18 protein-coding genes and 1 tRNA gene are annotated in these 20,964 nt (G+C 51.9%); 4 read left to right on the top strand and 15 right to left on the bottom strand.

The genetic code is table 11. From position 1 onward, the window contains the following. Positions 1–26 precede the first annotated feature (26 nt). The 4 genes from narP to OGV65_RS21805 all read right to left on the bottom strand — a co-directional run bounded on the left by narP (position 27) and on the right by OGV65_RS21805 (position 3,052). The gene (narP, locus tag OGV65_RS21820; protein ID WP_016153764.1) at positions 27–674 is read right to left on the bottom strand and encodes a nitrate/nitrite response regulator protein NarP; all 648 of its coding nucleotides are present in this window, start codon (positions 672–674) and stop codon (positions 27–29) included. A gap of 207 nt (positions 675–881) precedes the next feature. Beyond that, positions 882–958: transfer RNA gene (locus OGV65_RS21815), tRNA-Pro, on the bottom strand. Positions 959–1,032: 74 nt separating this feature from the next. Then, a complete protein-coding gene (yejM, locus tag OGV65_RS21810; protein WP_200046870.1) occupies positions 1,033–2,793 on the bottom strand; it encodes an LPS biosynthesis-modulating metalloenzyme YejM in 1,761 nt (586 codons plus the stop codon). Between the two features lie 31 nt (positions 2,794–2,824). Next, positions 2,825–3,052, bottom strand: a complete 228-nt coding sequence (locus tag OGV65_RS21805) for a YejL family protein (RefSeq protein WP_003027506.1) — start codon at positions 3,050–3,052, stop codon at positions 2,825–2,827. Between the two features lie 134 nt (positions 3,053–3,186). Here OGV65_RS21805 and yejK point away from each other — a divergent pair, with 134 nt between their 5' ends. Then, the gene (yejK, locus tag OGV65_RS21800) at positions 3,187–4,194 is read left to right on the top strand and encodes a nucleoid-associated protein YejK (protein ID WP_016157002.1); all 1,008 of its coding nucleotides are present in this window, start codon (positions 3,187–3,189) and stop codon (positions 4,192–4,194) included. A 119-nt stretch (positions 4,195–4,313) separates the two neighbouring features. Here the strand turns inward: yejK and rplY are convergent, their stop codons facing one another. Both rplY and radD read right to left on the bottom strand, forming a co-directional pair. Then, positions 4,314–4,598, bottom strand: a complete 285-nt coding sequence (gene rplY / locus OGV65_RS21795; RefSeq protein WP_016153758.1) for a 50S ribosomal protein L25 — start codon at positions 4,596–4,598, stop codon at positions 4,314–4,316. 124 nt (positions 4,599–4,722) lie between these two features. Then, positions 4,723–6,483 carry a DNA repair helicase RadD gene (gene radD, locus OGV65_RS21790; RefSeq protein ID WP_032931694.1) on the bottom strand — a complete coding sequence of 587 codons (1,761 nt, stop codon included), beginning with the start codon at positions 6,481–6,483 and terminating at the stop codon, positions 4,723–4,725. A 150-nt stretch (positions 6,484–6,633) separates the two neighbouring features. Between radD and rsuA the strand changes: the two genes are divergently transcribed. The 3 genes from rsuA (at position 6,634) to OGV65_RS21775 (ending at position 9,225) form a co-directional block, all read left to right on the top strand. Further along, positions 6,634–7,341, top strand: a complete 708-nt coding sequence (gene rsuA, locus OGV65_RS21785) for a 16S rRNA pseudouridine(516) synthase RsuA (RefSeq protein WP_016153756.1) — start codon at positions 6,634–6,636, stop codon at positions 7,339–7,341. A 15-nt stretch (positions 7,342–7,356) separates the two neighbouring features. Continuing rightward, the gene (locus tag OGV65_RS21780; protein ID WP_286455411.1) at positions 7,357–8,547 is read left to right on the top strand and encodes a Bcr/CflA family multidrug efflux MFS transporter; all 1,191 of its coding nucleotides are present in this window, start codon (positions 7,357–7,359) and stop codon (positions 8,545–8,547) included. Positions 8,548–8,880: 333 nt separating this feature from the next. Continuing rightward, complete coding sequence (locus OGV65_RS21775) at positions 8,881–9,225, top strand: YejG family protein (protein ID WP_029139605.1); 345 nt, start codon at positions 8,881–8,883, stop codon at positions 9,223–9,225. A 3-nt stretch (positions 9,226–9,228) separates the two neighbouring features. Here OGV65_RS21775 and yejF read toward each other — a convergent pair whose 3' ends face one another. The 9 genes from yejF to OGV65_RS21730 form a co-directional block, all read right to left on the bottom strand. Then, positions 9,229–10,818 (bottom strand): microcin C ABC transporter ATP-binding protein YejF, encoded by a 1,590-nt coding sequence (gene yejF / locus OGV65_RS21770; RefSeq protein ID WP_047500955.1) that lies wholly within the window; start codon positions 10,816–10,818, stop codon positions 9,229–9,231. Position 10,819: 1 nt separating this feature from the next. Continuing rightward, complete coding sequence (locus tag OGV65_RS21765; protein WP_016153752.1) at positions 10,820–11,845, bottom strand: ABC transporter permease; 1,026 nt, start codon at positions 11,843–11,845, stop codon at positions 10,820–10,822. Beyond that, entirely contained in the window at positions 11,845–12,939 is a 1,095-nt protein-coding gene (locus OGV65_RS21760; RefSeq protein ID WP_016153751.1) for a microcin C ABC transporter permease YejB, read from the bottom strand. Before OGV65_RS21760 ends, OGV65_RS21765 begins: the two co-directional genes overlap by 1 nt. Beyond that, complete coding sequence (locus tag OGV65_RS21755; RefSeq protein WP_016153750.1) at positions 12,940–14,754, bottom strand: extracellular solute-binding protein; 1,815 nt, start codon at positions 14,752–14,754, stop codon at positions 12,940–12,942. Positions 14,755–14,853: 99 nt separating this feature from the next. Continuing rightward, on the bottom strand, positions 14,854–16,413 hold the full coding sequence (locus tag OGV65_RS21750) for a cyclic di-GMP phosphodiesterase (protein ID WP_235116891.1): 1,560 nt from the start codon (positions 16,411–16,413) through the stop codon (positions 14,854–14,856). Positions 16,414–16,585: 172 nt separating this feature from the next. Further along, a complete protein-coding gene (gene mepS / locus OGV65_RS21745; protein ID WP_003027474.1) occupies positions 16,586–17,155 on the bottom strand; it encodes a bifunctional murein DD-endopeptidase/murein LD-carboxypeptidase in 570 nt (189 codons plus the stop codon). 413 nt (positions 17,156–17,568) lie between these two features. Then, positions 17,569–18,282 carry a phosphatase PAP2 family protein gene (locus tag OGV65_RS21740; RefSeq protein WP_019077242.1) on the bottom strand — a complete coding sequence of 238 codons (714 nt, stop codon included), beginning with the start codon at positions 18,280–18,282 and terminating at the stop codon, positions 17,569–17,571. A 35-nt stretch (positions 18,283–18,317) separates the two neighbouring features. Further along, complete coding sequence (locus OGV65_RS21735) at positions 18,318–19,304, bottom strand: CobW family GTP-binding protein (protein WP_016153747.1); 987 nt, start codon at positions 19,302–19,304, stop codon at positions 18,318–18,320. A 119-nt stretch (positions 19,305–19,423) separates the two neighbouring features. Then, positions 19,424–20,890, bottom strand: coding sequence for a mannitol dehydrogenase family protein (locus OGV65_RS21730; protein WP_200080084.1), 1,467 nt, complete (start codon positions 20,888–20,890; stop codon positions 19,424–19,426). Positions 20,891–20,964: the final 74 nt, after the last annotated feature.

Here is a 20,964-nt window from a genome sequence, read left to right as displayed (position 1 = left end):
TCGGGGCTATCCGGCCTCTTCATGGATTACTGCATCCCGCGCGTTTGTAAAAACAGGATGGTGGCAGCAACGCGAGAGCGCACATTGAGTTTGCGCAGCAGGTTGCGAATATGCACTTTCACGGTCTGTTCGGAAATATTCAGCACTGACGCAATCTGCTTGTTCGACAGCCCCTGAGCCAGTTCATGCAATACATCCAGTTCACGTTCGGTGAGAATGCTGAAGGGATCTTCTTGTGCACCGAACAGATCGCGTTCGCGCAGATATTCGCTGACGCGTGTGCTAAAAGCTTTACCGCCTTTGGCGCCGCTGCGAATGGCCTCCAGCAAGACTTCAGGATCGCTGTCTTTGAGTAAATAACCATCCGCGCCGGCATCAATTAAGGCGTACACATCGCTGGCTGCATCCGAGACGGTAAGAATAATAATTTGCGCGGTGACGCCATCCCGGCGCAGCGCGTTCAGGGTGTCCAGTCCGCTCATGCCTTTCATATTGAGATCCAGCAGGATCACATCCAGGTCCAGACGGTTAGCCAGATCGATAGCGCTGGCACCGTCACCTGCTTCCGCGACTACGTTAAATGCGGGATCCAGTTGCAATAATTGACTAATTCCTCGCCGCATTAGTGGGTGGTCGTCGACAATCAGCACCCGAAAAGGCGTTGCTTCAGGCATACTATTCTCCTGAGTTTTTATTAGTATCATTATTGTTTTCAGCGCATCACTCGTCTAGTTTCATCGCGCTGATGAGAGGGTAAATTTTACCCCAATTTGTGCATGGGTAAGTAGTAAAACCTGTGCTAAAGGCCGGGGTAATAATAAGGAACGTGGAATCGCGGGCATAAAAAAACCAACCATGAAGGTTGGTTTTTCTGGGATTTTTGGTCGGCACGAGAGGATTTGAACCTCCGACCCCCGACACCCCATGACGGTGCGCTACCAGGCTGCGCTACGTGCCGACGCTATAGCTGCTAATACTACTGCTTTCCGCTGCGAATGCAAGGGGAAGCATCGCTAAGTGATTTATAATTAATCAGTTAGCAATAAATCGTTTCTCATCCGTCAGAACCTGTAGCAGCAGGCTTAGCTGCGGTTTCTGATCTTTTATTTTTTCGCCGCGTAAATCATAGGTCTGATAATTACCGTTGTTGTTCAGCACCAGCGTCATCTCTGGTGTGGTAACGGCCATCGTGCTGCCGTCGGCGGCGGTAACCCAGTAATGGCGGCGGTTTGCATTGAACAGATCCTGCCCCTGCGAGTATTCGTTAGCAGGCGTGCTGACGTGCAGCAGGCGCTGCATGAGCGTTGTCATCAGGTCTGTATGATCGGTCAGGCTATTGATGCGTTGGGCAGGCGTTCCCGGCCAGTGAATAACCAGCGGAACCTGCAGATGACCACGCGACCAGGCAAAATTGTTCTCTTCCGGAGTCAGAGGCACGCCCCGACCTGCGGTAATAATCACCACCGTGTTGTTCAGTTTACCGGAGTCGCGCAGGGCACTAAGAATACGGTTAATATTGGCATCCACATCCTGAGCGGCGCTGGCATAGCGTTTGGCAAAGTTCTTCTGGTTGCTGTTATCAAGGTTCGTCCCGTTAAAGGAGACCCACGAGAACCAGCGGTTATCTTCCTGCGCGTAGCGTCCCAGCCAGTTAATCCACTGGCTTGCGGTTTGTTCGTCAGATTGCGTTTGTACGCTTGGCATGGAGAAGTCTGACAGCAGCGCCTGGCGATACAGCGGGCTGGTAAAGCCATCCGAGGAGAATAGCCCTAACTGGTAACCCTGCTGGTTCAGTGCAGTAATCAGCGCCGCAGGCGTACGGGTCGACAAAATGCCGTCCATGTAGCTTGGCGAGACACCATAGAACAGGCCAAAGATGCCGTTATCCGTGGTGTTGCCTGAGCTCATGTGACGCGTAAACGAGATATTCTGCCCGGCGAATTCAGCCAGCGCAGGCATCTGTTTTTCAAAGCGTGAGTAGTTCAGACCGTCGACGGTAATCAGCAGCACGTTCTGACCGGTGCCCATATCGCGATAGCGCAGTTCGCTGAGCGGGTACTGCACGGAAACCGCTTCCGGATTGCCCTGTTCGATCAGGCGACGCTGATACTCTTGCGCATCCAGCAGGCCATGTTTTTCCAGGAATTTACGTGCCGTCATCGGGTAGGAGAGCGGCAGATTCGCACGCTGCATGGTAATCGGGCGATAGAAATTGGCATCCGCCCAGATATACACCACGTGCGAGGCGATAAAGGAAACGAAGAAGAATGCTGCTAACGGTTTGGCAAAATGGCGACGACGCGTCAGGCTGCGCAGCTTTTGCCAGCTCCAGGTCGCAAACAGCATTTCAATTAACAGAATAACCGGTACGCTGATAAACATCAGCTGCCAGTCACGCGCCGCTTCATTCTGGTCTGGGTTGATGACCAGTTCCCAGACGATCGGATTGAGATGCAGGTGGAAGCGGGTGAAAACTTCGCTGTCGATTAGCAACAGCGTCATGCCAGCCGTCGCCAGAATAGCTGATAAGAATCGCATCAGCCTCTGGGACATGACGATAAACGTCAGGGGAAACAGGATCAGCAGATAGGTGGCGAACACCAGAAAGCTAAAATGCCCGACAACGCTCAGGTAGGAATAAACACGACCTGCAAGGGTTGTCGGCCAGTCGGCGACAAACAGGTAACGGCTACCGAGCACCATGGCCAACAGAATGTTGAACAAGGCAAACCAGTGCCCCCAGCTAACCATCTGGGAGACTTTCTCACGGTAGCGTTGACGATGAGTTACCATAAACTGTTGTTCGTTTCCCCGGAGCAGGCTCTTAATGCGCTTGGTCGTCGTTTACCGAAGACTGCAATGCGCGGGCAAAAGAGTTGGCAATCGCCTGGCGCTGGGCCGGTGCGATGCTTGTATTGATAAGGTTAGTCACCATATTTCCCAGTACCATCAGGGAAAGGTCGGTCGGCGCCTTATGTTTTTCCAGTACGTTGAGCATCTCATTCAGCAGTTGTTCAACGTGTTCGTCACTATAGCGGGAAATTTGTGGCATAAATCGAAATCAGTCTGTTCATGAAAGGGCAACATATTACCGTACAGACAGTTTTTTTTCTGCTTTTTTATCTTCTATTGCGTCACTGCCCGGCAGGTGGTTGAATACCGCCCAGTCTAAAAGGAGAGTTTATCATGAGTCTGGATATCAACCAGATTGCCCTGCACCAGCTTATCAAACGTGACGAGCAGAACCTTGAGCTGGTCTTGCGCGATTCATTACTGGAACCGACAGCGACCGTTGTCGATATGATGGCTGAGTTGCATCGGGTGTACAGCGCCAAGAATAAAGCTTATGGCCTGTTTAGCGCAGAGAGTGAACTGGCGCAAACGCTGCGTTTACAGCGTCAGGGCGAAGAGGATTTTCTGGCCTTTAGTCGTGCAGCGACAGGGCGCTTGCGGGACGAACTGGCGAAATATCCTTTTGCCGATGGCGGCATTGTCCTGTTCTGCCATTACCGCTATCTGGCGGTAGAGTATCTGCTGGTCGCCGTGCTGAACAATTTAAGCAGTATGCGCGTCAATGAAAATCTGGATATCAACCCGACGCACTATCTGGATATCAATCATGCGGATATCGTGGCGCGTATTGATTTAACCGAGTGGGAAACCAACCCGGAGTCCACGCGCTATCTGACGTTCCTGAAAGGGCGGGTAGGGCGCAAAGTCGCCGATTTCTTTATGGACTTCCTGGGTGCCAGCGAGGGGCTTAACGCCAAAGCGCAAAACCGCGGCCTGTTGCAGGCGGTCGATGACTTTACCGCCGAGGCGCAACTCGATAAAGCAGAACGCCAGAACGTGCGTCAGCAGGTGTACAGCTACTGCAACGAGCAACTGCAGGCCGGTGAAGAGATCGAGTTGGAGTCGCTGTCCAAAGAGCTTTCCGGCGTCAGTGAAGTCAGCTTCAGCGAATTTACCGCTGATAAAGGCTACGAACTGGAAGAGAGCTTCCCGGCAGATCGCAGCACGCTGCGCCAGTTAACCAAATTTGCCGGAAGCGGCGGCGGGTTAACCATCAACTTCGACGCCATGTTACTGGGTGAGCGTATTTTCTGGGATCCAGCCACAGATACTTTGACCATCAAAGGTACGCCGCCGAACCTGCGCGATCAGCTACAGCGTCGTACCTCGGGCGGGAAATAAAGCCGTTTGCCGGATGGGGGCGTTAACGCCTTATCCGGCCTGCGTGATTCATCTTTACCGCCAACAAAATCCCATAAAAAAACCCCGCCGAGGCGGGGTTTTCTTCAACTTGTAAGCGATTACGCGCGAACGAAGTCGATGTGTGCCAGCTTCGGCTTGAACGGGTGACGCTGTACTGCCTGAGCTTTAACTTTCACTTCTTTACCGTCAACAACGATGGTCAGAACTTCGCTGTAGAATTCAGCTTTAGCTTGCATGTTCATAACTGCATCGTGATCCAGTTCGATAGCAACCGGGGCTTCTGCGCCACCATAGATGATTGCCGGGAACTTGTTAGCGGCACGCAGGCGGCGGCTCGCACCCTTACCCTGCTCTTTACGTACTTCAGCGTTGATAGTAAACATTTAAATCTCTCTTTAATAATTCCTGCTACAGGCGACCCAGCAACAGGTAAGTGATCTGCTTTGCGTATGCAAAAGCGGGCGAGATTCTATACTTAAACGGCTGGTACATCAATCAAAAGTACGATTAACCGCGTAATTCATGTGCCCGACGATAGCGTCCTTCATAATCGAAGACCTTTTCACGGACCTGCCAGTACTGACCTTTCATGCGCGCCACCACGAAATCAGGATGACGTAACAGCGCCTGCTGGGCGAGGATATCGGCGGCGGTTATCCAGCGTAAGGGAATACCGGGCGTTCGGGTGTGCGGGCGAATAAACAGTTGCTCGAAAGCCGTACGTTGCGCGGGAGTATGCAGGCGAAAGCGTTCGCTAACGTCGGCACCATCTTCATCGTAATAGGTGATTTTTAGCCATTCGCCTTTTTCATCCTGGCCGTTTTGTAACACCATGCCGCTACAGCGCAGGACCAGCGCATCTTTGAGCCTGAGCGCGGCTTTCAGCATGTCATCCGGGTCAACCAGCACCGTGTCGCACTCCCGACAACGGCGGGCGGCGATATCATTTTCCGCGTTGCATTGTGGGCAGTTTTTAAAACGAAAACGAAAATCGCACTGTTCGCGATGGCCGTCATCATCTTCAAACCACCCCTGACAGCGGCGGCCAAAGTGTTCAATCAGCGTGCCGTCTGCCGTTGTTTTGCCCCAGAAGGTGTTTGCAAACCCGCAGGCGGGACAGAACACCTGCACCGGAACGTTATCGCTTTTCCCTTTCGGCGCCCCCACTTCCGGCGCGTAAAGATCGTGCGGGTTACCGGCATAATCGAGGATCAGACAGTCGGTTTTACCCGGCGCCAGGCGCAGGCCGCGACCGACAATTTGTTGGTAAAGGCTAACTGACTCCGTCGGGCGCAGAATGGCGATAAGGTCGACGTGCGGGGCATCGAAGCCAGTGGTCAGGACCGACACATTCACCAGATAGCGAAAGCGCTGGGCTTTGAACTCTTCAATCAGCACATCACGCTCTGCGCCTGGCGTGTCTCCGGTGATTAGCGCGGCATCGTCAGCAGGCAGCAGGCCCAGAATTTCTTTGGCGTGCTCCACTGTAGCAGCGAAAATCATCACCCCTTTGCGCGTCTGGGCAAACTCGACAATCTGGCTGATGATATGCGGCGTTATTCGCTGCTGCTTTTTCAGTTCCTGATTCAGATCCGTTTCGCTAAACAGGCCGTTACTCTGCGCCTGCAGGCGGCTGAAGTCATACTGCACTACCGGCATGTCGAGGCGTTCTGGCGGCGTCAGGTAGCCGTGTTTAATCATGTAACGCAACGGTAATTCATAAATGCAGTCACGAAACAGCGCTTTTTCATCGCCGCGCACCATACCGTGATAATGAAAGTGATAAATCCAGCCTTTGCCCAAACGAAAAGGAGTGGCAGTAAGCCCGAGCAGGCGTAAGTGGGGATTTACTTTGGTCAGGTGAGTGAGGATTTGCTGATATTGACTCTCGTCATCATCACCAATACGGTGACATTCATCGACGATAAGCAGCGAGAACTCTCCCTGAAAGGCGTCAAGATTACGCGCCACCGACTGTACGCTGCCAAATACCACTTTCCCGTGGCTCTCTTTACGCTTCAGACCTGCGGCAAAAATATCGGCTTCCAGCCCCAGCGCGCGATATTTGGCATGGTTTTGCGCGACCAGTTCTTTAACGTGCGCCAGTATCAGCACGCGACCACGCGCCACGCGGGCCAGTTCAGCAATCACCAGGCTTTTTCCCGCACCGGTTGGCAGGACGATAACCGCTGGCGTGCGGTGGTGGCGGAAATGGTTGAGCGTGGCATCCACGGCTTCTTTTTGGTACGGGCGAAGAGTAAAAATCATGGGCTCATTAAGGTAAGCAGCAACAATGTATAGTATGCCATGAATCATTTCCCTTGAGGGATGGTGTAACGCCGCTATACTGGGCGGATAATCGTCCCACTTTTCGGGCGCAATCCCGCTTCTTGTTTTTTACAGGCAAAAATCACACTCATGCGACTTGATAAATTTATCGCTCAGCAACTCGGCGTCAGCCGCGCTATTGCCGGGCGTGAGATCCGTGCTAACCGCGTTACCGTCGACGGTGAAATCGTCAAAAACAGTGCCTTTAAGCTGCTGCCAGAACACGACGTAGAATATGACGGCAATTCCCTGATTCAACAAAATGGCCCGCGCTATTTTATGCTGAATAAACCTCAGGGCTATGTTTGCTCAACGGATGACCCGGATCACCCGACAGTGCTCTATTTCCTTGATGAGCCGGTTGCCTACAAACTGCATGCGGCAGGGCGCCTGGATATCGACACCACCGGACTGGTGCTGATGACCGATGACGGACAGTGGTCGCATCGCATCACTTCGCCACGTCACCATTGTGAGAAAACCTATCTGGTGACGCTGGAGTCGCCGGTGGCAGATGACACCGCCGAACAGTTTGCCCATGGCGTACAACTGCATAATGAGAAAGACCTGACCAAACCGGCCGTGCTGGAGGTTATTACGCCAACTCAGGTGCGATTGACCATCAGCGAAGGGCGCTATCATCAGGTTAAACGTATGTTTGCCGCCGTCGGTAACCACGTTGTGGAACTGCACCGTGAACGGATTGGTGACATCAAGCTTGATGAGGATCTGGAGCCGGGTGAATACCGTCCATTGACCGAAGAAGAAATCGCCAGCGTTAACTTAACCCCGCGTTAATTTCAGGAGCTAAATGTGACCACCCGGCAGAACTCGTCAATTGCCATTGTCTTTATCCTTGGCTTGTTAGCCATGCTGATGCCGTTGTCGATTGATATGTATCTTCCGGCGCTACCTGTTATCTCTGAACAGTTTGGTGTGCCTGCAGGTAGCGCGCAGATGACCCTCAGTACCTATATTCTTGGGTTCGCGGTGGGGCAGTTACTCTATGGTCCAATGGCTGACAGCATTGGGCGCAAGCCGGTGATTCTGGGCGGGACGCTGGTGTTTGCGGCGGCGGCAGTTGCCTGTGCGCTGGCACAAACTATCGATCAACTGATCGTGATGCGTTTCTTCCATGGTCTGGCTGCGGCAGCGGCGAGCGTGGTTATCAACGCCCTGATGCGCGATATCTATCCGAAGGAAGAGTTTTCGCGCATGATGTCCTTTGTCATGCTGGTCACGACAATTGCACCCTTACTGGCACCCATCGTGGGCGGCTGGGTATTGGTATGGCTGAGCTGGCACTACATCTTTTGGATCCTCGCCGTGGCGGCTATTCTGGCGTCGGTGATGAGCTTTACGCTGATCAAAGAGACCTTGCCGGTTGAGCGCCGCCAGCCGTTTCGCTTGCGTACTACTCTCGGCAACTTTGCCTCGCTGTTTCGCCACAAGCGTGTACTGAGCTATATGCTGGCCAGTGGGTTTAGTTTTGCCGGGATGTTCTCGTTCCTGAGCGCCGGACCTTTTGTTTACATTGAGATTAACCACGTTTCACCGCAGCATTTCGGCTATTACTTCGCGCTGAACATTGTTTTCCTGTTCGTGATGACCATCATCAACAGCCGCTTTGTTCGTCGGGTTGGGGCGTTGAATATGTTCCGTACTGGCCTGTGGATCCAGTTCGTGATGGCGGGCTGGATGGTCTTTAGCGCGCTGTTCGGGGTTGGTTTCTGGGCGCTGGTGGTGGGCGTTGCGGCGTTTGTTGGCTGCGTGTCGATGGTGTCATCCAACGCCATGGCGGTCATTCTGGATGAATTTCCGCATATGGCGGGAACGGCGTCATCGCTGGCAGGGACGTTCCGTTTTGGCATTGGCGCCATCGTTGGGGCGCTGCTGTCACTGGCGACCTTTAACTCGGCCTGGCCGATGATCTGGTCGATAGCATTTTGCGCTACCTGCTCAATTCTCTTCTATCTCTACGCCAGCCGCGCCAAAAAACGGTGATCTATTACACAACCTGGGGGCGATAGGGCCTCCAGAGTTGATGTACATCAACCGAAAATCTATCAATTTCCCCGTTTATGTTTATTTTATGTAAAATCAATTTATGTAAAAAGTCACATCATTGTAGTTAAAAAGGTTGAGTTAGATCGCAGAAACGAGTACATATAGCGCGGAAATATGCCAGAACCGTTGAATAAATTTAAATATTTGGTTCGGAAAGTGGCATAAAGTCAGGGTGTAAACGTTTACGAACTGTTTAAAGACGTATTGTCAATGATGTGTTAATATTGATGTAAAATAATTGTGAAGTGATTGTACTTCCAGGGAAAGAAAGTGATGACATTACAACTCTCAATCGTTCATCGTCTGCCACAGTGCTATCGTTGGTCGGTGGGTTTCGCAGGTTCAAAGGTTGAACCGATTCCGCAAAACGGTCAGAGCAATGAGAACAGCCTGGTGGCGCTCAAATTGCTTAGCCCTGATGGTGACAGCGCGTGGTCAGTCATGCATAAACTCAGCCAGGCCCTCAGCGACATTGAGGTACCTTGTTCCGTGTTGGAATGCGAAGGGGAGCCGTGCCTGTTTGTGAATCGTCAGGATGAATTTGCCGCGACCTGCAGACTGAAAAACTTCGGCGTGGCCATCGCAGAGCCGTTTTCAAATAACAATCCGTTTTGAGCGTCAGCTTAGCGCGAGCAGCTGACGCGTATATGCCTGCTGTGGCGCGTTAAATACGTGCTCGCATTGTCCTTGCTCCACGACCTCTCCCTGCCTTAGCACAATAACCTGATGGCATAACGCGCGTACTACGTGCAAATCATGGCTGATAAAGATATAAGCCAGGCGATGCTTTTCCTGTAAAGACTTTAACAACGTCAGGATTTGCGCCTGTACGGTTCTGTCGAGCGACGATGTTGGTTCATCCAGAATGATCAGGGAAGGCTTGAGAATCAAGGCTCTGGCAATGGCTATGCGTTGACGTTGACCGCCGGAAAACTCCGCCGGGTAACGATGCCGCGTTTCGCTATCCAGTCCCACTTCCGCCATTACCGCTTTCACCTGCGCTTCGCGCTGCTCGGCTGACAGGGTTGGCTGATGAACGCGCAGTCCCTCCTCAATAATCTGTAGCACGCTCAGGCGCGGGTTCAGCGAGGAGTTGGGATCCTGAAACACGACCTGAATGCGGTGACGTACTGGTAACAGCTGGCGGCGATTTAAGGTATGCAGCGCCAGGCCATCGAACACAATGCTTCCCTGTGAGGTGATTAACCTCAGTAGCGCCAGCCCGGTAGTGCTTTTCCCCGATCCTGACTCCCCGACCAGCCCCAGCGTTTCACCGGGCCGCAGGGAAAAACTGACGTTGTTAACCACAACGTTATGGTCCACCACGCGCTTCAGGATACCTTTACGGATGGGGAAGGCAACGCAGAGTTTTTCCACTTCCAGCAATGGCGCTTGCCCGGCAGGTACAGGCACCGGATCGCCGGAAGGTTCGCTGTTTAACAATTTCTGCGTGTAGGGATGTGTTGGCGCAGTGAGCAGCTGTGCTGCTCGATTTTGCTCAACGCACTGGCCGTTTTGCATCACCGCAACGGTATCGGCGAGTTTTTTCACAATGCTGAGGTTGTGGGTGATAAACAGTAATCCCATGTTCAGCTCGCGCTGTAGCTCCCGCAGCAGCTGTAGGATTTGCGCCTGTACGGAGACATCCAGCGCGGTGGTCGGTTCATCGGCAATAAGCAGCTCCGGTCGCGTAAGCAGCGCCATGGCGATCATCACGCGCTGGCGTTCGCCGCCGGACAGCTGGTGCGGATAGTCTGCGAGACGTTTGGCCGCCTGACGGATGCCGACCCGATCCAGACAGGTCAGTATTTCTGCCCGCGCGGCCTCCCGACGCATTCCCCGATGCAGCGACAGCACTTCATACAGCTGTTTTTCCAGGTTGTGAAGCGGGTTTAGCGACACCATTGGTTCCTGGAAAATCATGGCGATTTTATTCCCGCGAACGCCGCGAAGCGTCTGCTCATCGGCATGAAGCAATGATTCACCATGAAAACGGATGTCGCCGGAAAGGTAGACTGCGGGAGGGGTCGGTAATAACCGTAGAATAGAAAGTGCGGTCACGCTTTTACCCGAACCGGACTCGCCCACCAGCGCCAGAGTTTGCCCGGCTTCAACCCTCAGTGAGAGGGTATTGACCACGGTGCGCACGGTCTCCTGTTGGCGAAAACCTACCGATAAATTTTCAATAGCTAACAGTGGTTGTGTCATCTTAAATCGCCTTGTTGGGATCGAACGCGTCGCGTACCGCTTCACCAATAAATATCAGTAGCGATAATAGCAGGGCAACGGAGATGAACGCGGTGATGCCAAGCCACGGTGCCTGCAGGTTGTTTTTACCCTGTAACAGGAGTTCTCCCAGCGATGGCGAGCCAAGCGGTAAGCCGAAGCCAAGAAAATCCAGCGAGGTCAGAGTGGTGATCGAGGCGCATAATATAAACGGTAAAAAGGTCAGGGCGGCGACCATCGCATTGGGCAGCATATGGCGCAGAATAATACTGCGATCGCTCACGCCAAGCGCCTGAGCGGCACGAATGTAATCAAAGTTTCGGGTACGTAAAAATTCCGCGCGTACCACGCCAACCAGGCTCATCCAGCCAAACAGCACGGTAATGCCCAGTAGCCACCAGAAGTTTGGCTGGACCACGCTCGACAGCAGTATGATCAAAAACAGCGTTGGCATACCTGACCAAACCTCAATGAATCGTTGCCCCCACAGATCCACCTTGCCGCCATAATAGCCCTGGATTGCGCCAGCCATGATCCCCATCACGCTGGAGCACAGGGTTAGCATTAATCCGAACAGGACAGAAATACGTGTGCCGTAGAGGATCCGTGCCAGCACATCACCACCGTTGGCGTCCGTTCCCAGCCAGTTTTGTGCAGAAGGCGGGGAAGGGAAGGGCTTATCAGTGGCAAAGTTAATGCTGGTGGCTCCAAAGCGTATCGGCGCCCACAGGATCCAGCCCCGGTTTTCCAGGCGCTGCTGTAACCACGGATCCTGATAATCAGCCTGGGTCGCCAATGGTCCGCCGAAGTCGCTTTCACTGTAGTTTTTGAACAGGGGGAAATACCAGCTACTGTCGTAGCGCACCAGTAGCGGCTTATCATTGGCAATCAGTTCTGAACACAGGCTAAGGCCGAAGAGCAGTAGAAAAATCCACAGCGACCAATAGCCGCGACGGTTATGGCGAAAACGCGCCCAGCGGGCCTGATTGACGGGGCTTAATCGCGACATTAGCGTCCCTCAAAATCAATACGGGGATCGACCAGCGTATAGCTGATGTCGCTGAGGATATTCAGCAGCAGACCGATCAGGGTGAAGATATAGAGCGTGCCAAACATTACCGGGTAGTCACGTGATACGGTGGATTCATAACCCAGTAGTCCCAGACCGTTAAGTGAAAACATCACTTCAATCAGCAGCGAACCGGTAAAAAACATGCTGATAAACGTTGCCGGGAAGCCAGCGATTACCAGCAACATGGCATTGCGAAACACATGTTTCCACAGAATGTTTTTCTCGCTGACCCCTTTGGCGCGCGCGGTGACGACATACTGTTTGCGTACCTCATCCAGAAATGAGTTTTTGGTCAGCATGGTTAGCGCGGCAAAACCCCCAACCACCGTCGCCAGCACTGGCAGGGTAATATGCCAAAGGTAGTCGGTCACTTTCTGATACCAGGGCAGGGAATCAAAATTGGCGGAAACCAGTCCGCGAAGCGGGAACAGGTCGTAATAGCTGCCCCCGGCAAAAAAGACGATCAGTAAAATCGCAAACAAAAAGGCCGGTATGGCATAGCCAATAATAATGAATGCGCTGCTCCAGACATCAAATCGGCTGCCGTTGTGAACGGCTTTGCGGATCCCAAGCGGTATCGACACCAGATAGATAATGAGCGTACTCCATAGCCCCAGCGTGACGGAAACAGGCAGGCTGTCTTTGATAAGCGTCAGCACTGAGGCGCTACGAAACAGGCTGTCGCCGAAATCGAAACGAATATAGTCCCAGAGCATTTTGAAATAACGCTCATGAATAGGCTTATCGAACCCGTAACGGCGAGTGATTTCGGCGATCACTTCCGGGTCAAGACCACGGCCGCCTCGGTAATTACTGTCGCTGATATTGCCGACGCCGGTTTGCGCGTGGCTGGCGCGAATGCCTTCACTACCCGCGCCGGGTAATGCCCCGCTTTGCCCGAACTCAATGGCGGCGACGGCCTGCTCAACCGGACCACCGGGGGCAATCTGCACGATAAAAAAGTTGATGGTGATGATGGCCCAAAGCGTTGGGATCACCAGTAGCAGACGTCGAATCAGATAAGCGCCCATTTATTCTCCCTGCCGTCTGGCTGCTGGCAGTTTCGCCGCTTTGTTAACGTCGTACCACCAGTTGTCGAGACCAATGGTATAAATGGGGCGAATAGCTGGATGCGAAAACTTATCCCACCAGGCGATGCGATCCTCTGCCATAAACCACATCGGCAACATGTAGTAGTTCCAGGTTAATACCCTGTCCAGTGCCCGACCGAGTGGGATTAGTTTGGCTTTATCACCCTGCGCCGCGATGATTTGGTTGATCAGTTTATCAATCACCGGGCTTTGCACGCCCGGGGCGTTATAGCTGGAGTCAATATATTCAGAGGCCCAGAGAATTTGCAGGTCCGAACTTGGCCACGGCATTGCGCGATACAATCTCGGCATCATGTCATAGTCACGACTGCGCAGCCGGTTTGTAATTTGTGAGTTATCAACCTGGCGGATGTTCATTGTAATGCCTAAGCGCTGCAGGTTGTGCTGGAACGGCAGCACCCACTGACTGTTACTGCCCGCCGGGAGCAACAGTTCAAAGCTCAGAGGTTTACCGTTGGCGCTGTTTACGCGCTGTTGTCCCTTAAGTACCCATCCGGCCTGCTCCAGTAAGGCATCGGCTTTCAACAGGTTGTCACGATCGTAGCCATCGCCTTTTGATTTCGGCGGCTGATAAATTTGGCTGAAGACCTCAGGGGGGAGATCTTTTTTCAAGGGCGCAAGTATTACCAGTTCATCCGCATCGGGGTAATTTTGAGCGGCATACTCTGTGTTCTGAAAATAGCTGTTGGTCCGACTCCAGGCGTTATAGAACAGAGCTTTATTCATCCATTCAAAATCAAAGGCCAGGGTGATGGCTTCTCGCACCCGTCGGTCGCTGAACACCGGGCGCTGAATATTAAACGCCAGCCAACGGGTATCCTGGGCGGATTCGTTTTTTTGCTCATCTTTGATGATGTAATGATTCGCGAAATTTTTACCGGTATAACGTGTCGCCCAGTTTTTGGCATCGTTTTCAAGACGCAGGTCAAACGCTCCGGCCTTAAACGCTTCAAAGGCGACGTTGTCATCCAGATAGTAGTCGTAGCGGATGGTATCAAAGTTCCAGCGGCCACGGTTGACGGGCAGATTAGCGGCCCAATAATCGTTGACGCGCGAATAGACAATGTACTGACCCATCTTCCATTTCGTGATGCGATAAGGACCGCTGGCGAGCGGAGGCGATGATAAGGGATCGCTGAGCTTATGATCTTTCCAGTACTTCTCTGGCATCACGGGTAATGAAAACAGGCTGAGCATGTCCTCTTTACCCGGTTTGGCTAATTCAATACGTACGGTTAATGGCGCGATCGCTTTTACCGTTGTTCCCTTGTAGACCAGGCGAAATTGCGGCACGCCTTCAGTCATAAATTTGTGGAAGGTGAATGCGACATCGCTGGCGGTAATGGGGGAGCCATCGTGAAAACGCGCCCGCGGATTGATGGCGATTTCTACCCAGGAATAGTCATCAGCATAGCGTGCGCTGTCGGCGATGAGCGGATAATAGCTGCCAGGTTCATCGTCAGAGGTAGTAAACAGCGTATCGTAAAGCGTTTCGGTACGTGCTCCGGGGTTACCGCGCATCGCATAGCGGTTGAAGTTATCGAACGTGCCGATGGCGGAGAGGGTGATTTGCCCGCCTTTGGGGGCCGCAGGGTTGACGTAATCAAAGTGATTAAAGTTAAACGCGTACTTCGGTTCGCCCAGTACGGCAAAAGCATAGCTTTCTTTGATGGACTGCGCCTCGGCGCTAAACCCGATGAGGGCGATAAACAGCAGCAATACGCGAGGGATCATTAAATGCGATTTCCTTTTCCTGCCACAACCCGACGGGCATCATGCCTGAAAGATAAGGGATGTGGCGGCGAGTGAGAGTATATGATTCGCATACTGCGATCACCACGTCGGCTTATTGGGCTGCGCCATCCAACGCACGAAATCAGCAAGTTTTAATGGTCGGCTAATCCAGTATCCCTGGAAAAAATGCACTCCACGATCGCGCAGCCAACGGGCTTGCTCAGGCGTTTCAACCCCTTCAGCAACCGTCAGCATATTAAGACGCTTAGAGAGTGTCAACACGGCGTCCAGAACCGGAGAGGTCAGGGTCTCTGTTCCAATGGCGTTAATAAAGCCGCGATCGATTTTCAGGTAGTCAACGGTAAAGCGTTCCAGGTAAATCAGCGCGCTATGACCGGTGCCAAAATCATCAATGGCAATTTCAAAACCTGCGGAATGAAGCCATTCAAAAAGCTTTGTGGCTTCGTGTTGATTAAGCATATCCCGTTCGGTGATTTCCAGCACCATCTGGAAATGGTTTGCGGGAAGCGAGGTCTGCAGGTGATGAATGTCGTCTTTAAATGTCTCGCCGTGCAGATGCGTTGGCGCGATATTGATCCCCAATTTTGCACCAGCGGGTAACACTTTTTGCAGCATCGGTGCGTCCTGGGCTATCAACTTAAAGAGATGCTGGGTCAGCGGGACAATCATTTTCTGGGATTCGGCGTAGTGAATAAAAGCATCCGGTGGGATCTCACCCGTTGTCGGATGATTCCAGCGTAATAACACCTCTACACCTTTCACCTCCAGTGTCTGCACCTCTACCACGGGCTGGTACACCACATAAAACTGGTTATGTTTGATAGCGTTGAGGATATCTTTGCCCGGACGTAAACGGATGGTGTAGATGTAGTACCAGAGAAGAAGCGCAGCAATAATCCCCGCCATGCATCCCAACATAATCGAATACCAGACATCGGTATAGGTCCACTCATCGGCATATAAACGAATCTGTAGCGGAATACCTTCCACGGTCGCCTGCCGCCAGTGAGAGTGGGGCAGAGCGGAGGCATCAATAATCCGTGATGAAAATGTTGAAATCGCGTTATCACCGACGACTATGGCAATGCCGTTAAAATCATCCTGTCGGGCGGTATAAAGCAGATAAGGGGCCAGATTAATATTCAGTGAGGTAAACACGCCGCTATCAGTGAACGATGGGTTCCGGTGCCAAATCATTATCGCCGGCTTGTTCGGCATCATGGGCGTACCGGGGAGTAATTCCACATCAATATTTCTGCTGATATCGAGGCTTGGGACCAGATCTAAAATCGGGGTGAACATTGCGCCCGTTGCGGAGGAGCAGAAAGCAATGCCGTTTTTGACCAGTAAAAATGCGCGAACGTTGAGGCTAAAGGCCGCGCTGGAGGTCAGTTGAGCAGCGACTTGTTGGCAACTGTTGGCGACCAGTGGCTGAAGGTCATCTGTGGTGGATTTGAGATCGGCGAAGTAGCTGCTGACATAATTCTGGATATCGGAAAGGAGCGTGTCGTACTTAATGTCTCGTTTATGCCAGGTCACGAAAAATTGCAGGGTACTCACCAGGAGCGCGACGATAAGCCCCGTTAACATACAGGAAAGCAGGATTTTCTGATTGGATGAAGAGGAGCGTTTAAACATAGTTCCTTATGTTTACCTGAGTTAACCGCTTATTCTGTATGAATATAACCTGAAATGACTCACCTTGTGAGATTTTTCTTAGTCACAAGACAAAGCAAAAAAAAAGCACCGCCGAAGCAGTGCTTTTCAAAATGTCTCATCAGGATAGCCAAGGGATAGCTGCCAAACGAAATTAACTTCGGCTCAGGACCCGGCGAGCTTCGTTGTAACGTTTTTTCCAGTAAGGTTCGTTCATGCTGGAAATGATAACGCCGCTGCTGGTCGAGGCGTGTACGAACTGGTTGTTGCCGATATAAATACCGACGTGACGGCCAGTGGAGCCAGCACGGAACAGAACCAGATCGCCTGTGCGCAGGTTAGTGCGCGAAACGGATTTACCCGTTTCCTGTTGTTCGTAGGTTGAGCGAGGAAGCTCTAAACCAAATTGCTCGCGGAACGTACGTTGTACGAAGCTTGAACAATCAATACCTTTTTTGGTGCTGCCGCCAAGGCGGTAACGCACGCCTTTCCAGTCAGCATACTGGTCCATAATACGTGATTTAACATCGATATTACGGACCATATTTTCAAATTCATCCTGAGAGGCTTGCAGTGAAGAGTTATCTCCATTGCCCACAGCATGCGTCTCAGAATGCATATTCCTGGCGGTGTTCGTTGTGCTACATGCAGAAAGCAGAACCGCAACTGCTATCGCGGGTATGCCCCGCAAGATATATCTCAAAATCGGTTGAGATTTGACCATTTTGTTTGTTTTCCCTTGAAGTCCTTAACGATAAATATCGTTATAAAAAATGCCAAACGTGACGAGACTAATTACCATCGCACGATGAGACAATTCTTTAAGGTCAAATCTGTGGCAGAACGCACAAATTTATTCCTGAAGAGAATAATTATCCCGCGAGGCAAAACGAGTTCGAGATTACCCGATCGGTCCGGTCATTGCGAGTGAATTTACGTGATTTCTTATAAGAAAAATTGATACAGAAAGTGAATAACCGGCATTGCCTAAATTAAGAACAATCGGGATAAAAAAGACGCAACCCAATCATTTTAAAGATGAATAAGATGACGGGAGAATGACAGCCAGAATGATGAAATATTGACAAGCATCATCAGGGAATCAGAGTTTTCCCTGATGATGTTAATTACTGTGCGTTATTTGTTTAAAAAATGTTTGTTTTTACCGGGCAGATAATTCGCAAACAGAGTGACTAATCGGTCGCTTAACGGTGTCATTAGCCACCAAGGAAGACCAATCAAGACGACAGTCATGGAACCGATCACGATATCGGTGAGCCAGTGAGCGCCAATCATTATGCGTGGAAAGGCAAAAACCACAGCGATAATAAGGCCGATTATTCCGGCGACTTTTCCGAAATAACGCAGCATAAATGCGGAAAAAATAAGCAGCATCATACCGTGATCGCCGGGGAAACTGTCTCTGGACGCATCTTTAGTCGGAATATGCAACAGTTCGCTGACGCGATAAATATTATCCAGCATCAGAGTAGGGCTGGCGCGTTTAACGGGAATAAGCGCCTGGCCTAACTGATTTAATACCACTGCGGTGAGCAGCATAACCAGGCCAATAGCGACAATGCGTCGGCGACCTTCCGACGTCTCTTTCAGCCAAAAATGCAGCATCAAGGCGCCCATTGCCAGCAAGGAGCAACCATCAAATGCCCGGTTATTGGTAATAGCAACAATCCACAAGAACTGCGGGCTTTCCACCAGTTTCTGGTTAAAGAAGCGGAAAACGCCCGTATCCAATGAAGACCAGATCCCATGCCCGGCAGGAAGATACCAGGACAGAAACAGCGCCAGCCCCGCAATATTGAGTAGGAGAATAAGAGGGTATCGGGTTTTCATCATCGTTTACCATTGCTATAAAAACGAAGGCAACCTTACGCGTTAGCGTCTAAACGAAGTCTCAACAATGCACTCTGTAGCGTATTCCAGTCGGTCTCAGTATCGGCGATGAGTTCAATACGGCTATCCGGTGGCGCGACGTTTTGCGTCTCAATATGCCAGTCGTCTCCCTGGCGGTTAATGCGCACCAGCCCTTCCTTTATACGCATGACACCTTTCACGCGCCCCACGGGGGCAAGACGGGACCATTCCAGCAGACCGATGGTATCGAACACCGTATCGGCGTCAAAAATCCAACCGCAGGCCTGATGGCCCTGGCCGCTGTTCAGGCTGCGCCGCCAGCGCTGCTGTGACGGCAGACTCAATGCCGCCAGTCCCTTTTTGTCTGCATGGCTATGGGCGTGCTCTGCGCTTGCAGGAAGCTCTGCCAGGTTTAGTCGGGGTAAATCCAGTAACTGCCCGTCAATTTGCCCATGGTCGGCATGAACCAACTGGCGATTACCGCCGTAGTGTTGCCACCAGGTTTGCAAGGCGTTTTCGCTTTCCGCTGTGGCGCGGTCGGCTTTATTGGCAACAATGATATCTGCGGCGGCCAGCTGATCGCGGAAATTGTCATTGGCGACGCTTTTTTCATCCAGTAACAGCCGGGGGTCAAGAATACAGAGGGTCGCGCGCAGATCGATCCACGGTTCGTAAACCGGTGCGGTGAGTAAATCCAGAATTTGTTTAGGGTGTCCGAGGCCAGTGGGTTCAATCAGCAATCGATCGGGTTTTCCCTGACGCAGCAGCGTATTGAGGCCAACCTGCATCGGTAGACCGTTAACGCAGCACATACAGCCGCCGGGGATCTCTTTTAGCAATGCGCCGCTGTCGGCTAACAGGGCGCCATCAATACCTACTTCACCAAACTCATTGACCAGCACGGCCCACTTCTCTGCGGGATCCTTGTTCGCCAATAGATGAAGAATAGAGGTGGTTTTGCCACTGCCGAGAAAACCAGTGATGAGATTGGTTTTAGTCACAATTACTCCAGAATCATAAATTACCGTAATGGCATTTAACAATCCTGGCGAAAAATGGGGAAAAAGAGAAGGGGTGAGGGGACGAAGACGTGCTTCGTCCTGTTTAATGGCAGAAATCGTTAATTTTTTAACGTTTCAATGACAGCCTGATGCGCACCGTATTGGGCAATACGTTGCCAGGCCTGCTGAATGACCGCGACAAACTGCGGATTCTGTACGAGATCGGCGGCGAAAATCTCATGCAGCGAAAGCAGGGCGCTGACGCGTTCTGATTCAGTGCTCTGTGCCACCAGAGAGGCAATTTTCTCACTGAGCGGGTCACGAATATCAATCGTAGCGCCTGAATCATCCACACCGCTCACGTAGCGGATCCAGCCTGCGATGCCGAGCGCCAACAGCGGCCACTCGCTTTGACGTGCTAAATGCACGCGGATCCCTTCCAGCATTCGCTGGGGTAATTTCTGGCTACCATCCATCGCGATTTGCCAGGTTTTGTGTTTCAGCGCCGGATTGGCAAAGCGGTCCAGCAGGCTTAAGGCATACTGATTTAAATCAACATCGGTAATTTGCAGCGTGGGGGCCTGTTCGGTGAGCATCAGCCGGTAAGCGGCTTCACGAAATGCGCTATCCTGCATACAGTCGCTGATGTGCTGGAATCCGGCCAGATAGCCGAGATAAGCGAGAAACGAATGGCTGCCGTTCAGCATCCGCAGTTTCATTTGTTCCCACGGCAAGACGTTTTCGACCATCTGGACACCCGCGGTTTCCCATTGCGGACGACCACAGACAAAGTTGTCTTCAATCACCCACTGAATAAACGGCTCGCAGCTGATTGCGCAAGGATCGGCAACGCCCAGCTCGTGGGCGATTTCAGCCAGCGACTCTTCGGTGGCGGCGGGAACAATCCGATCCACCATAGTACCCGGGAAACTGACGTGTTCCTGGATCCAGTGCGCCAGCTCAGGAGAGCGTTTTTCCGCCATCCCCAGTACGGCATTTTTTACCACATGACCATTGTCCGGGATGTTATCGCAGGAAAGGACGGTAAACGGCTGCAGTCCACGTTCACGTCGGCGGTGCAGCGCTTCTACGATTATACCGGGGGCGGAGTGCGGTTCAGCCGGTGTCTGCAGATCGTGAATAATACGCGCATTAGAGAGATCTAACGAACCCGTTGCCGGATCGATGCAGTAGCCTTTTTCCGTGATGGTTAACGAGACAATCGCGACCTGAGGCTCGCAGAATTTTTCAATAATGGCCGCCAGCGAATCCAGCGTGGCGTTCAGGCATTCGTTAACGGCACCGATAACAATAGGCTGGTTGCCGTTAGCCCCTTTTTCTAACACGGTAAATAAATGATCCTGTTCGCGAAGCTGACGCATCAGCCGATCGCCACTGAACAGACTGATCTCGCAAATTCCCCAGTCTCCGCCCTGCGCATTCAGCACCCTGTCGGTTAATAACGCCTGATGGGCGCGATGAAAAGCACCGAAACCAAAATGTACAATCCGCGTTTTTAATTGTTGGCGGTCGTACTGCGGCATCATGACATTTTCCGCCAGTGGCGCTGAGGCAATAGTTTTCATTAAATACACCTGATTAACCATTAATTAACAATGGCAGTATAAAGTTATATGACAGCAAATTGAATTGGTGTGCC

The organism is Citrobacter sp. Cb004, from assembly GCF_030337065.1.
Lineage (GTDB): Bacteria > Pseudomonadota > Gammaproteobacteria > Enterobacterales > Enterobacteriaceae > Citrobacter > Citrobacter braakii.
The sequence above is the reverse complement of the archived record's forward strand: the minus strand, read 5'-3'. Positions and strand labels throughout refer to the sequence as shown.